At 63.8% G+C, this 13,480-nt stretch carries 10 protein-coding genes, 1 tRNA gene and 1 pseudogene; 3 read left to right on the top strand and 9 right to left on the bottom strand.

From position 1 onward, the window contains the following. Nucleotides 1-2: 2 nt before the first annotated feature. The 6 genes from JF70_RS08200 to JF70_RS08175 all read right to left on the bottom strand — a co-directional run bounded on the left by JF70_RS08200 (nucleotide 3) and on the right by JF70_RS08175 (nucleotide 6,826). Nucleotides 3-923 (bottom strand): 4-(cytidine 5'-diphospho)-2-C-methyl-D-erythritol kinase, encoded by a 921-nt coding sequence (locus JF70_RS08200; RefSeq protein WP_045935950.1) that lies wholly within the window; start codon nucleotides 921-923, stop codon nucleotides 3-5. After that, nucleotides 920-1,801, bottom strand: a complete 882-nt coding sequence (gene rsmA, locus JF70_RS08195) for a 16S rRNA (adenine(1518)-N(6)/adenine(1519)-N(6))-dimethyltransferase RsmA (RefSeq protein WP_045935949.1) — start codon at nucleotides 1,799-1,801, stop codon at nucleotides 920-922. The genes JF70_RS08200 and rsmA overlap by 4 nt, the downstream gene beginning before the upstream one ends. A gap of 33 nt (nucleotides 1,802-1,834) precedes the next feature. Next, nucleotides 1,835-3,259 (bottom strand): resuscitation-promoting factor, encoded by a 1,425-nt coding sequence (locus tag JF70_RS08190; protein WP_045935948.1) that lies wholly within the window; start codon nucleotides 3,257-3,259, stop codon nucleotides 1,835-1,837. A gap of 403 nt (nucleotides 3,260-3,662) precedes the next feature. Further along, nucleotides 3,663-3,736 (bottom strand) — tRNA-Thr (locus JF70_RS08185). Nucleotides 3,737-3,846: 110 nt separating this feature from the next. Next, complete coding sequence (locus tag JF70_RS08180; protein ID WP_045935947.1) at nucleotides 3,847-4,770, bottom strand: DsbA family protein; 924 nt, start codon at nucleotides 4,768-4,770, stop codon at nucleotides 3,847-3,849. A 61-nt stretch (nucleotides 4,771-4,831) separates the two neighbouring features. Then, nucleotides 4,832-6,826: a serine/threonine-protein kinase gene (locus JF70_RS08175; protein ID WP_045935946.1), complete on the bottom strand. Its 1,995-nt coding sequence runs from the start codon at nucleotides 6,824-6,826 to the stop codon at nucleotides 4,832-4,834. 171 nt (nucleotides 6,827-6,997) lie between these two features. Between JF70_RS08175 and JF70_RS08170 the strand changes: the two genes are divergently transcribed. The 3 genes and pseudogenes from JF70_RS08170 to JF70_RS08160 all read left to right on the top strand — a co-directional run. Continuing rightward, the gene (locus JF70_RS08170; protein ID WP_045935945.1) at nucleotides 6,998-7,396 is read left to right on the top strand and encodes a carboxymuconolactone decarboxylase family protein; all 399 of its coding nucleotides are present in this window, start codon (nucleotides 6,998-7,000) and stop codon (nucleotides 7,394-7,396) included. Between the two features lie 202 nt (nucleotides 7,397-7,598). Beyond that, a complete protein-coding gene (locus JF70_RS08165) occupies nucleotides 7,599-8,726 on the top strand; it encodes an ABC transporter ATP-binding protein (protein WP_045935944.1) in 1,128 nt (375 codons plus the stop codon). Nucleotides 8,727-8,897: 171 nt separating this feature from the next. Next, nucleotides 8,898-10,259: pseudogene (locus tag JF70_RS08160) on the top strand (DUF4032 domain-containing protein); the annotation flags it as partial. Between the two features lie 461 nt (nucleotides 10,260-10,720). Here the strand turns inward: JF70_RS08160 and rlmB are convergent. The 3 genes from rlmB to dcd all read right to left on the bottom strand — a co-directional run bounded on the left by rlmB (nucleotide 10,721) and on the right by dcd (nucleotide 13,293). Then, nucleotides 10,721-11,713: a 23S rRNA (guanosine(2251)-2'-O)-methyltransferase RlmB gene (gene rlmB / locus JF70_RS08155; RefSeq protein WP_045935942.1), complete on the bottom strand. Its 993-nt coding sequence runs from the start codon at nucleotides 11,711-11,713 to the stop codon at nucleotides 10,721-10,723. 114 nt (nucleotides 11,714-11,827) lie between these two features. Next, nucleotides 11,828-12,604, bottom strand: coding sequence for a carboxymuconolactone decarboxylase family protein (locus JF70_RS08150; protein WP_045935941.1), 777 nt, complete (start codon nucleotides 12,602-12,604; stop codon nucleotides 11,828-11,830). Nucleotides 12,605-12,711: 107 nt separating this feature from the next. Further along, complete coding sequence (gene dcd / locus JF70_RS08145; protein ID WP_045935940.1) at nucleotides 12,712-13,293, bottom strand: dCTP deaminase; 582 nt, start codon at nucleotides 13,291-13,293, stop codon at nucleotides 12,712-12,714. Nucleotides 13,294-13,480: the final 187 nt, after the last annotated feature.

Below are 13,480 nucleotides of genomic sequence, written 5' to 3'. Positions count from 1 at the left end.
CTCTACTGTCCATGGGTGACTCGCAGTGGGACCATCCTGGGCAGGACTGGCGAGTCAGCCTCGATGATTCTGTCCACGGCATTCTGCTCCCGCCAGAGCCTTATCAGTGTGACTGCCTGTTCGGGTCGAGGGGCCATGACCACCACCGAGGGGCCCGATCCAGAGACGAAGGCCGGTCCGATGCCTGCCCGCCGGGCGAGGTCCAGGGCCTGGCGCGAACGCGGGTGCAGGGTGCAGGCGGTCTCCTGCAGGTCGTTCAGGTCGTTGGGGCCGGGCCCGATCAGATCGAAGGCCTTGTAGACCTGGGCTGTGCTCAGCTGGTCTTCGTAGGCCCCGATCAGGAGGTGTCCGGTCAGCCCTGCCCGGGACAGCCGCTGGGCCTGTGGACCGTCCAGATCCAAGGGCTGCAGAATCTGGCCGAAACCTGTGCCCCTGCTGAGTCCTCCATGCAGGCAGAAGGGCAGATCCGCGCCCAGCTGGGCGGCGATGCGATTCAGCTCGGTGGCAGGCATCCCTAGATTCCAGAGCCGGTTCAGGCCCAGCATGGTTCCGGCGGCATCCGCGGATCCGCCGGCCAGTCCGGCACCCACCGGTATCCGTTTGACGATGTGGATGGACACATCAGGCTGGTGCCCGGCGGCCTGAGCCATGGCCAGGAGGGCCTTGACGGCCAGGTTGGCGCGTGGATCGGTATCCCGGCGGTTCAGGTCGCCCAGGTGCTCGCCCTCCAGGCTCAGGCGGAATCCGCTGCCAGGTTCTCTCCGTCGCAGTTCGACTTTGTCCCAGACTCCCACGGCGCTGTAAATGGTGTCCAGGCGGTGTTGCCCTCCAAGGTCGGCTCGTGTCGGGCCGACGCGGAGCCTCAGATTGATCTTGGCGGGACAGTAAAGGGCAACACCGTCCCTCCCGGTTGCCGGGCTCACGCGGTCACCTCGCGGCGGGCCTGCTCCAGGGTGACGAACTCCTCGATGGTCATGGTTTCCCCCCGGCGTGCAGGGTCAATGCCTGCAGCCTGGAAGGCTTCGGCGCTCACCAGGCCCTTCAGGGCGGCGTGCAGGGTCTTGCGGCGCTGTCCAAAGGCGGCGTCGATCAGGGAGAAGACCTCGGTCCTCGTGCCCTCGTCCCCGCGCCCGTGTCCATCCTTGTCCCGCATGAAGGAGACCAGGGCCGAGTCCACGTTGGGGGCTGGCCAGAAGACATGGCGCCCGACCCTGCCAGCCTGGGCGGCATGCCCGTACCAGGCCAGCTTCAGGCTGGGTACGCCGTAGACCTTGGAACCCGGGGCGGCCGTCAGCCGGTCCGCCACCTCCTTCTGGACCATGACCAGGAACCGGTTCAGATTGGTGAACCGGGCCAGGAGGGTCAGAATGATCGGAGTGGCTACGTTGTAGGGCAGGTTGGCCACCATGGCCAGGTCGGTGGCAACGCCCGCGTCACCTGCCAGTTGAGGGGTCAGTGTCAAAGCATCCCGGTTGATTACGGTCAGCCGGTCCAGGCTCTCCGGCATGCGCTCGCGGACGGTCTGCGGCAGCTGCCGGGCCAGGACGGGATCAATCTCGTCGGTGGTTACCAGACAGCCCACCTCCAACAAGCCGAGAGTCAGGGATCCCAGACCAGGGCCCACCTCCAGAACGGTCTGTCCAGATTCCACCCCGGCCAGACGGACGATCCTGCGGACGGTTCCCGGATCGATGACGAAGTTCTGCCCCAGTCGTTTGGTGGGGTGGATGCCGATCTGGTCGGCGAGGCGTCGGATGTCGGCTGCTCCCAGGAGGCGGTCACTCTCGGTTTTAGTGTTCATGTCGGTTCGTTGCTCGGCGGATATGGCTGGGGATTAGTAGTATTTATGTTGGTTCCAGAAGCGCATGGCTGCGCTAGGACTGCCATATCGTTGTGCGATGTAATTGAGGCCCCAGTCAATTTGGACAGCGGCATCGTCACGCCAGTTGGGTCCATAGTCCGCCATCTGGGATCCAGGGTTGGCCTGGGGAATGCCGTAGGCGGGTGATTTGGGATTCTTGGCTTTCCAACTCCATCCCGATTCCTTGTTCCAAAGTGTCACCAGGTCTGCAAACTGCGAACCCGTCCAGCCGCGCTGGGCAGCTGCACCCCCGGCATAGGCTTGGGCCAGTTCAGGACTGGCATGCCATAGACCGTCACGAGATGGACTCGGCGCTGGCGCTGGCGACGGGGCTGGCTTGTTATCGGGCATAGCTGGAGCTGGTGTGCTCGGCTGTGTCGGCTGCGTGGTCTGCGGCGGCTTGGTATGTGTTGGTGTAGGGGCTGGTGTCGTTGCCGACTGCGAATCCTGGCTGGCCGAGGGGCTCGGAGAGGGGGTCTTCTGCACCTGTTGGGAATCCTTGCCTGCGTCCTTGGACTGCTGCCCGCTGTTCTGTCCCTCCTTCGGCTTGTCGGGACCGACGGCCACCACCTGATCCACCGGCATGGCTACGGTCTCCTCCTTGACCACCCGCTCCGATTCAGCCTGTCCGTCCACGTAGGTGACCTGGATGGTCTGCAGGCGTTGACCTGCTACGCCCGCCTGCCGCATCTGGGTCTGACCGGGCGCCAGGCTCGGGTCGACCACGGTCCTGGTGGCGAAGGCTATGGGGATCGTCCTTTGGGTGTTTCCGTGGGTGACCCGTTGGACACGCAGAACAGTGGCGCCTTGGTCATGCTCCACGCTGACCCGGTCCTCCTTGCCCAGCACGATGCCCTTGGAGTCCAGGATGGAGGCGGCTGGGAGCTTGCCGTCAGGGGCCACCGAGGTCTTCCCGTCAGCTATGACGGTAACCGGCCCTGCCTGGTTGATGACCAGACCGCCGGTCAGCTGGTTATAGACGTTGCCCACATCTACGGTGACCTTCATGGCCTGCTTGCGGTTTTCCTCGAAGAATCCCAGCAGTTGGTCCATGCTGGTGGCCGTGGTCCAGAAGGGCACCCGCTGGCCCTGGATGACGATGGTGGTCTGATAGGCGGAGCGCACAGTGACCGCCGCATGGTTGCGCAGCTGGCCTCCGGAGGTGGAATCGACCAGGTCGTGGGTTTTGACCTTGATTCCCTGCTCGCGCAGCAGACCGTCCACGCTATAGGCATAGGTGGTCACCATTTTGGTCTGCCCGTTGACGCTCAATGCCACGCTTTTGCGCGCGGAAATGAAGAAAGTCAGGACCATGGCCAGAACGACCAGAAGGGCACAGGAGACCACGCGAATCCTTCTGAGCACGACGAAACGCCGCGGTGTCCAGCGTCTGGCCATGTGCTCGCCTCCCCGTTCCTGCCTTGTCTGTACCCGGCAATTCTAGCGGTGAGGGCATGGACTGAGGCCGCACAATCCGCAAGGTCGGGCAAATATCCACATTTGTCGCAGAGGGATGGCAATAAAAAAGCCGACTTAACCGTCATCGGTCAGTCGGCTTTTCAAGACCCGGGCCCTAGGCCGGCGGATCAACGTCAAGAGGACGGGAATGAAGGGGAATGATCCCGTCCTCGAATACGAACGGAGATGGTTGGGGAAAAGCTCCGTTCGTACTTCGGAGAACGAGCCTCCGAAATGACTTACTCGAGGGAAGTATTTGTAATTATCCAGGTAATGTCCATTATTATAGCCTGCCCGGAGACAAAGCTGAATAATCGGATTTTATGGTTCGTTCCTGGCGTAGAGCCTCCTGTCAGAGTCGAACTGACGACCTGCCGCTTACAAGGCGGCTGCTCTGGCCAACTGAGCTAAGGAGGCGGTCCCGGTGGTCCATTACAGCATTCCGGGCCGCGGTACGGAATGATATCGTACCATCACCGTGTCCCCAAGGGGACGCTGGGCGCGAAATTCCTCCCGACTTGGCCGGTTCAGCTCAGCGAGCGCGGTTGGCCGGAGGCGCCGATGGCCGGCATGGCGCCCTTGACGCCTACCTTGGACTGGTCCAGACCCAGGGCCTTGAGCAGGCCCGAACTGTAGTCCAAGCCCGCCCGGGACAGGTTGCCCAGTTCCCAGTAATTGCCGTTGATGCGGACCGTGGGCGTGGTCATCTGCCCCTTGTTGGACCCGCTGGGATTCCAGAGTTCCTTGCGCAAGGGGGTGTAGGCGTCCATGGCCTTGATCCAGGCCCGGTAGCGGCCCTTGACCGCCTGGTCGGCAACCTTGGGATCGACCCCGGCCTTGATGGCCTGCTGGCGGATCTTGTCGTTGCTGATGGGGTGGTAGTCGGACTCGTCCGGTTGGAAGTCCTTGGCGTAGAGATTGGCGATGAAGGGCAGCAGGTGGTCGGGGTCGTGCTGGGCCACGTAGATGGTGGCCGTGCCCGTCCTGCTCGAGTAGTTGTCGGTGGAGAGCCGGTCCATGAAGCTCATGGGGTAGATGACCAGGTTGATCTGCCCGGCATCCACCAGACCGGTCAGGGTGGAGTCCAGCCCGCGATGCAGGGCGCCGCAGCCTGGGCACATGAAGTCCATGTAGATCTCCACGGTCGGGGCCTTGGCTACCGGCTTGCCCAGTCCCTGGGAACTGATCAGGAAGCCGCCCTGGTCGTTGGCCGCCGAAGGCTTTTCCTTGACTTTGGCGACGGCCTGACGGGCCTGCTCCAGGTCCTGGGTCTTGACCGGGCGATGGCTGCGCCAGTACAGGAAGCCGCCCAGAGCGATCAGAGCGATGAGCACCATGGTGACGATGACGCCGATCATGGTCTGCTGGCGGCGCTCCTTGGCCTCCTGGAGCCGCCGGGCCTCTTCCTGGGCCTTGAGCGCGGCCTTGCGGTTCTGCTTGCCCTTGGACATGACCTGGATCCTTTCCTTGGCATACAGAGCATAGTGTAGCCGCCAGGGGTGGAGCGCGACCTCAGGCGCGCAGGAGGTGGATGGGGGCCCAGTCCATGGAGGGCTGGGCAATCAGCCCGGCCAGGAGGACGGCCACAATCAGCAGCCAGATCAGGAGCAGAATCCACCTGCGGCGGGGGCTGCCCGGCGTCTCGGAATCCTGGCGGCCCATGGGGATGCGGCCCGCCGCCAGACGCAGGACCACGTTGCCGCTGTTGGCCTTGGGGGCTGAACGGTCCTGCGTAGGCAGGGTTGTCAACAACCAACCGACCAGCGTCGCCAGGGCCATGGACAGTCCGCCGGCGGACAGGGGCCTGGCCGCTGGCAGGGGGAAGGTCAGTAGGTGCTCGCCCAGGGTCAGGCCTGCGCGAACGGTGGTGAGAGCGCCCGCCCAGGTCAGTGGCAGGGCGACCAGGGCTTGGACGAGGATCATGCCCGGCAGGCGGAGCAGGGCGGCCGCCAGGCCCTTGAGCAGGTGCCAGGGGAGGGCGGCCACGTTCAGCAGACGGTCGGTGCCCCGTCGAGGGCCGTTGCGGCGTAGCTCCCGTTCGATCTGGGCTTTTATGCTCCATCCTGCGGTGCTCAGGGCCCAGAGAAGGATTCCGGCGGCGGCCAGAGCCGAGACCGGGGCAAGGGCTGTCAGTAGGGCGGGAAGGATTCCCAACATGACCAGGCAGGGGGTTCCGGCTTGCAAGTAGCGCAGGCGCCGCAACTGGGCGGGGGGCTGGTCTCCCAGCCAGTGGGCGTTCGCCTCGTCGCGGTATCCGCTGGGCAGGGGCTGTGCCGGCGGCAGCGGATCCTGAACGGTGGTGGCCTGAAGATCTTGGCAGTCGGCCAAGGGTTGCTGGTCCTGCCAGGTCTGCGTCTGTTCCTGCTGCTCCTGGGCTGCGGGAAGGGGATTCAAGAATCTGGTGGGCTGCTCCGAGTCGGGCAGGAGGGTCGTCTGCTCATCGGCTCCGTTATCTGTCGGAGGTTGTGACCAGGCCGTCCGCGGACTGTCTGAATCAGCCTGGGTGATAGGCGGCATGGGCATGGTGGCCGGTTCAACGACCATGGTGGGCGAGTCGGCCTGCCCCTCAGCCCCCGAAGAGCCGGCGCCAAAAGGGCGCATCGTCTCCTGGCTGCCCGTATCCTGGTCGTCTTGCTCCCCCTGCCAGGCCTGCGGATCCATGGCATCCCGGCTGATGGCCTCCAGGAGCTCCTGGGGCGTGCAACGCGCGCCTCGGTCGGGGGAGAGGGCCGAGCGCAGGGCTCTCATGGTACCCATGGGCAGTCCGGACAGGTCGGCATTGCCCGAAGCCTCCCGCTCCAGGACCGCCATCATGGGTTTGTCGCCGAAGACCGCCCGTCCGGTGGCCGCGTAGGCCAGAACGGCTGCCGTGCTCCACCAGTCGGTTCCCTGGTCGGCCTCGGCTCCGTCGATGATCTCCGGGGCGATGAAGCCGGGGGTTCCCATGACCAGTCCGGTCCGGGTCACGTGGCTCTGCCCCTGGCCCATGGCGATGCCAAAATCCACCAGTACCGGCCCGGAGACCGAAATCATGACATTGGTGGGTTTGATGTCCCGGTGGACGATGCCCGCCTGGTGGACGGCTGCGACGGCATCGGTCAGCTTCCTTGCCAGCCGTTCCAGGTCGTCGCCCCGATAGGGGCCGTTGACAGCCACGTCGTCGCGAAGGTTGCGCCCCTCGATCAGTTCGGTCACGATGAAGGCCAGGGCATCATCAAGTTCCATGTCCACGATCCGGCAGACTCCTGGATGACGGATCCGCTGCAGGGCCAGAGCCTCGCGTCGCAGGCGCTCGCGGGCCGAGGCTCGGTCACGCTCATCAGGGCTGTCTGACGAGGCCTGGTCCTCCTCCAGGGATTCCCGCAGAATCTTCATGGCGTAGTCCTGGCCTCCGCCATCACGTGCACGCCAGACGGACCCCATGGCGCCGCCGCCCAGGGGCTCGATCAGGGTGTAGCCCCCGACCAGCCGTCCCGGCCTTAGGTCCAAACCCTCAAGATCGCTCATATCTCCATTGTGCCCCGACTGGTTGAAAAGCACCTGATTGCGGTTCCTGCTGTTTCGCCGCGTCCGAGATTGCCGCAAATGGCTAGACAGTCGACGGCATAATCCGTAAACAGGCGCTGATACAATATTCTCGGCTGGGCAATATGCAAAACAACAGAAAGAAGGGGCTTCATGGAAGCTTCGCGCTTTGAAAAGGGATCCGAGGCCTTGGCAGCTATTGACGGCAAGGGAGGCCAGGCTGTCATCGACTCCCTTCAGGACATAGCGCCGGACCTTGGCCGTTGGATTGTCGAATTCGCCTTTGGCGACATATACACCCGGAAAGGACTCGATCTTCAGCAGCGCGAGTTGGTCACCATAGGCAGTCTGGTGACGCAGGGAGACACGGCTCCACAGCTGGCCGTTCACATCCAGGGGGCCCTGAATGTTGGGCTGAGCAAGGAGGCCGTGGTCGAAGCCATACTTCAATGTGCTCCCTACGTGGGATTCCCCAGGGTCATCAACGCGATCAACGTTGCCAGGACGGTCTTCGAGCGCGATTCCGAAGATTCCGACAAGTCCAAGGATTGAGTAGGCAAGGGTTCGCACGCCGAATTCGGACCTTGGTGTATAGTGGGCACTGGCTCAAGGGAGAGTTTCTCTTAACCACAAAATAGAAAACCGTCGCATGGCCATGCCGATGTCGGTGTTGACCCCGGGACGGAAACCACAGTGAAAAACAACCCTTCACTACGGATCGTTCGGCACGTACCTGCCGATGAAAGGATGAACAATGGCAGAAGTGGTATTCGACCACGTCACTCGTATCTACCCGGGCAACGATGAGCCCTCGGTCAGTGACCTCAGTCTGGACATCAGAGACGGTGAATTCCTTGTTCTGGTCGGGCCTTCCGGCTGCGGAAAGTCCACCACCCTGCGCATGCTGGCCGGCTTGGAAGAGGTCAACAAGGGGCGCATCATGATTGGCGACAAGGACGTGACGACCATGCAGCCCAAGGACCGCGACATCGCCATGGTCTTCCAGAACTACGCCCTTTACCCCCACATGACCGTGGCCGACAACATGGGCTTCGCCCTGAAGATCGCCGGCACCCCCAAGGACGAGATTCGCCAGCGGGTGGAGAAGGCCGCCGAGGTGCTGGATCTGACCGAGTACCTGGACCGCAAGCCCAAGGCCCTGTCCGGTGGTCAGCGTCAGCGTGTGGCCATGGGCCGCGCTATTGTGCGTCAGCCCAAGGTCTTCCTGATGGATGAGCCTCTGTCCAACTTGGACGCCAAGCTGCGTGTCCAGACCCGTACCCAGATCGCCGCCCTGCAGCGTCAGCTCAACGTCACCACCCTGTACGTGACCCACGATCAGACCGAGGCTCTGACCATGGGCGACAGGATCGCCGTCATCAAGCTGGGTGTCCTGCAGCAGGTGGGCGCGCCTACCGAGCTCTACGATCGGCCCGAGAATGTCTTCGTGGCCGGCTTCATCGGCTCGCCTTCCATGAACATCAACATCCATCCCGTAGTCAACGGCCAGGCCAAGATCGGCGAGGACACCATCAGCCTGCCTCGCGAGGCCGTCGACAAGCTGACCCCCGAGGACCAGGGCAAGATCGTCGTGGGCTTCCGTCCCGAGAATGCTTCTCTGGCCGGTGCCGACGAGCCGGATGCCTTCTCCCTGAAGGTGGCCAACGTGGAGGATCTGGGCTCTGATGGCTACATCTACGGCAACATTCTGACCGACAACAGCGTGGCCGAGCAGGCCATCGTCATGTCCGACCAGAACAAGCTGACCACCATCCGTGTCAACCCGCGTGACCTGCCCAAGGTGGGCGACGTGGTCAAGATCCACATCGATCCTGAAAAGATGCACCTGTTCTCCCCGGCCAGCGAGCTGCGGCTGAACTGAGCGTTCCTGTGACCCTGTGGTTCGGCCACGGTTTCCCGCCGGGCCGCAGGGCCCGTATCGATCATTGATATCATCTCCTTTCCTTGTTGACCGGGTGACCAGGAGCCCCGCGCGGCGCATCCGTGCGGGGCTCTTCCCGTATAGGATGGGCGGCGATGGGATGGATGAAGCATGACTAGCGTGAACATCAACCGGGCGACGGCCTCCTCTCTGGACCCTCGCGCCATGAAAGCCACCTCGATAAAGACCACGGCCGATCCCTCCTCCGAGCAGGAGCCGGCCGCCCTGCACATCACGGCCACCAGCTCCAACCCCAGGATGTTCACCCTGCCCTGGGAGCGGCCGCTGGCCACCTGGCCCCGGGATTTGCTGGCCAACCTGCCCAGGGGCATCTCCCGGCACGTGGTTCGCTTCGTCCACGTGGGCGACGATGTCTACGCCATGAAGGAGATCACCCAGCGGGTTGCCGAGCGTGAATACGAGCTCCTGCGCAAGCTGCAAAAACTGGAGCTGCCCACGGTCAACCCCATCGCCGTGGTCACCGGCCGACACACGCGCGAGGGTGAGCCCCTTGAGGCCATGCTGGTCACCCAGCACCTGAAGTTCTCGCTGCCCTACCGTGCCCTCTTCGCCCGCAATCTGCGTCCGGACACGGCCGAGCGCCTGATCGATGCCCTGGCGGTCCTTCTGGTAAGGCTCCATCTGGCCGGCTTCTACTGGGGAGACGTTTCCCTGTCCAACGTGCTCTTCCTGCGTGATGCCGATGCCTTCTCGGCCTTCCTGGTCGATGCCGAGACCGGTGATCTGCATCCCAGCCTGACTGACGGCCAGCGCGAGTATGACATCGACCTGGCCAGGACCAACATCATCGGCGAGCTCATGGATCTGGATTCCGGCAACCTGCTGGCCGGTGAGGTGGACGAGGTCGGCGTGGGCAACCGGCTGGTGGACCGCTATCACTCCCTCTGGAGCGCCCTGACGGACGTGGACAGCTTCGACCCGGATGAGATGTGGAAGATCGAGCGCCGCGTCAACCGGCTCAACGATCTGGGATTCGACGTGGATGAGCTGGAGATGAAGACCGAGGAGGACGGCAACCGGGTGCTGGTGCGCCCCAGGGTGGTCGATGCCGGCTACGCCTCCCGCAAGCTGCTACGGCTGACCGGCCTGGATGTGCAGGAGAACCAGGCCCGGCGGCTGCTCAACGATCTGGATGCCTACCGGGCATCCACCTGGCGGCAGGGCGAGGATCTGGAGATTGTGGCCACCGACTGGATGCGGGAGGTCTTCGAGCCCACCGTACGCATGATCCCGCCGGAATACCGCTCGCAGATCGAACCGGCCCAGTTCTTCCATGAGGTGCTGACCCACCGCTGGTTGATGGCCGAGAAGGCCGGTCACGATGTGCCCATGGCCGAGGCCGTGCAGAGCTACATCAGCGAATCACTACCCGAGTACCGGCTGGACTCCGAGGATATGAAGACCATCAACGAAGAGGCCGATGCCGGTGTGGTCGACGACGAGATGAATTGGCAGGGCGGCCACGCCCAGACTGGTCAGGGTAAGCAGGCCACCCGCAATCAGGCCGGCAAGGACGCGGACGGCCGTGAAGTGGGAGGCTATGAAGCGAATGGCAGTGGCGTGAACGTCCGAGCCAATGCTGGAGGTCAAGACGCGGATAGCCGAGAAGTAAACATTCAAACTGATACCGGCGGTCAGAGCGGAGCGGAAACTCAGGCTGCCCGTGACAGAGCAGGCGAGAAGGTGCCGTCACAACCGGTCTTTGAGGATGCAAATGGCGGACGGAGCTCGCTGAGATCGGTCTACGCCCCCGGCAGCCTGGATGCGGCTGCCGATCAGGACGATCAGGACGATGCGGTCTGGGCCTCCAGCTGACTCGTTGGTTTGTGCGGCACCTGCTGCATGTTGGTTGTTGCGCACAGGCTGTTGCCGCTTGGCCTGTCTGTCTTCGGATTGCCGGTGCCGGCCTGGGGCTATTTGGTTTGGCTGGTGGACCGTCGGCGTGCCATGGCCACGGCGTAGAGGCTGATGCCTGCTGCTACCGAGGCGTTCAGGGATTCCACCGAGCTGGAGATGGGGATGGAGGCCAGGGCGTCACAGTTCTCGCGGACCAGGCGGCTCAGCCCCTTGCCTTCGGAGCCCAGGACCACCACCAGCGGATCGGCCTCGAAGCCTGTCTCGCCTACTGTGGTGGTGCCTGCGCCGTCCAGGCCGACCGCGTAGTAGCCGCGCTCCTTGAGCCCTTGGATGGCCTTGGTCAGGTTGACCACACGGGCTACGGGCAGATGGGCGGCGGCTCCGGCGGAGACCTTCCAGGCTGCGGCTGTGACCGAGGCGCTGCGTCGCTCGGGCAGAACCACCCCCGAGGCCCCGAAGGCCGCTGCTGAACGAATCACGGCCCCTAGGTTCTGGGGGTCGGTGACCCCGTCCAGGGCGATGAAGAGCGGGCGTGCGGCGATCTTGGTCGCCTGGCCGGCTCCTTCCAGGGCGGCTGCGTGTTTTTCGGCCCTGTCGACCAGGCTCTGCAGGGAGGCGTACTGGTAGGGCTGCACCTTGAGGACCACGCCCTGGTGGTTGCCGGACCGGGCGATGCGGTTCATCTCCAGGCGGTCGGCTTCCAGCAGGTTGAGCCCTTCCTGCCCGGCCAGCCGCACGATCTCCCTGGTCCTGTCGTCGTGTTCCATCCGGGCGGCCAGATAGAGCTGGCTGGCCGGGACTCCTACGCGCAGGGCTTCCAGGACGGCGTTGCGGCCGATGACCAGGTCGTCGGAATCGGAGGTGAACCGGTCGGCCCGGCGGCGGGCCGCCAGGCGTGGGTCGGCCGCCTGCCTGCGCTGGGCAGCCTGCCGGGCCTTGTAGGCCTTGTGGTAGACGCGATCCTCGGCCTTGGGCGTGGGCCCTCTGCCGCGCAGTTTGTTGCGGTGCTTGCCGCCCGAACCCTTGGTCGGGCCTTTCTTGTTAGCCATGTCTTCAGTGTAAAGGCAGGCGGGAACCGGTCAGATATCGGTCGGCCTCAATATCTGCAGGGCGAAGACATGCTCTACCTTCATCGTTCAGGCCGGGCGGGTCGGCCGTGCGGGTCATCCCAGGGCGGCCACCTGGTCAGGATCGGGGAACTCCATCCACTCGACCGGGGACTGTCCCTTCGATGCCGGGGTGACGGCGATGTGGGCCATGGATGCCCGGCCCGAGGCCCCATGCCAGTGCCTGACACCTGCCGGGCAAAAGACCACGTCGCCGGGTTCCAGTCTGCGGGGCTGACGGCCCTCCTCCTGCTCCCACCCCTGCCCGGCGGTGACGATGAGCAGTTGGCCATGCGGGTGGGTGTGCCAACGGTTGACGCATCCGGGTGCGAAGGTCACATTGCTGGCTGGGCATTCCGCGTCCGGACCGGTCAGGGGGTGCAGCCAGACATGGCCGGTGAAGTTGGGGCCGTCAGCCGGATCCCCCAAGGGATAGGGCCCTGAATCCGGCTCGGTCCCGGCTTTAGATGGGGTTGCAGGTGCAGCGGTGTCCCAGCTCCCGTCGTCGTTGTCGCCCTCACCGTAGACCTCCTTGGCCAGGTCGAAGGCCGACCATGCCTTGGGCCATCCCGCGTAGAAGGCCAGGTGGGTGATCAGCGCCACCATTTCGGTGCGGGTGACGCCATTGCCCTTGGCCATGGCCATATGGCTCTTCAACTGGGGGAAGAGCCCCATGCTCATCAGGCCTGCGCAGGTGATCATGCTGCGGTCCCGAGCCGAAAGCTCATCCTCGCGGGACCAGACCTGGCCGAAGAGCACATCATCGTTCAGGTGGGCGAATTGCGGTGCGAATCGACCGAGCCGGTCGTGGCCCGCCGTTTGTTTGATTGCCATGGGTTGATCTCCTTGCCACCATCTTGGCCGGGTAGTTCCGACAAATCCAGCTATACCCCTTCGAGTGCGCTCGAAGTCAAGGTGATGGCGGAGGCGGCCGTTGGCAGTTAGTCTGAGACGTCGGCCTTGTAGAAGTTGACGTAGGAGCGGGAGGGGGTCGGACCGCGCTGGCCCTGGTAGTGGGAGCCGTTGTGCTTGGACCCATAGGGATACTGGGCGGGCGAGGAGAGCTGGAAGAAGCACATTTGGCCGATTTTCATGCCAGGCCAGAGTTTGACCGGCAGGGTACTCACGTTGGACAGCTCCAGGGTGATGTGCCCCTCAAAGCCCGGATCGACGAACCCGGCGGTGGAGTGGGTCAGAATGCCCAAGCGTCCCAGGGAGCTCTTACCCTCCAACCGGGCGGCCAGGGTGGAGTCCAGCTTGACGTACTCCCAAGTGGATCCCAGCACGAACTCGCCGGGGTGCAGGATCCAGGGCTCGTCCTTGGGCACCTCGAACTGCTCGGTCAGTGCACCCTGGTCCTCTGCGGGATCCACGTAGGTGTACTGATGGTTGTTGAAGACCCGGAAGTAGCGGTCCAGGCGCACGTCCACGCTGGAGGGCTGAACCATGGCGGGCGTCCACGGGTCCAGATTCAAGTGCCCTGCCTCGTGGGCATCCAGGATGTCATGGTCGCTGAGCAGCATGCCTAGGTATCTCCTTCAGGTTTAATGGTCGATGATCTCTCCTCGGGCGGGAAACCATCCGAAATCCAGTCTAACCGGCACTATGCCCGCTTGCTGGTCTGGCAGGATTCACAGAGAATTTTCAGATAACACTATCGTCACCATAAGGTAGCAGTTCTTTACTATAAATGTCGGTACAAAAACCGAA

Origin of the sequence: Bifidobacterium mellis (assembly GCF_000967265.1) — a bacterium.
In the GTDB taxonomy this organism is placed as follows: domain Bacteria; phylum Actinomycetota; class Actinomycetes; order Actinomycetales; family Bifidobacteriaceae; genus Bombiscardovia; species Bombiscardovia mellis.
Note: the sequence above shows the minus strand (reverse complement) of the source record. Positions and strands in the feature narration are given on the sequence as shown.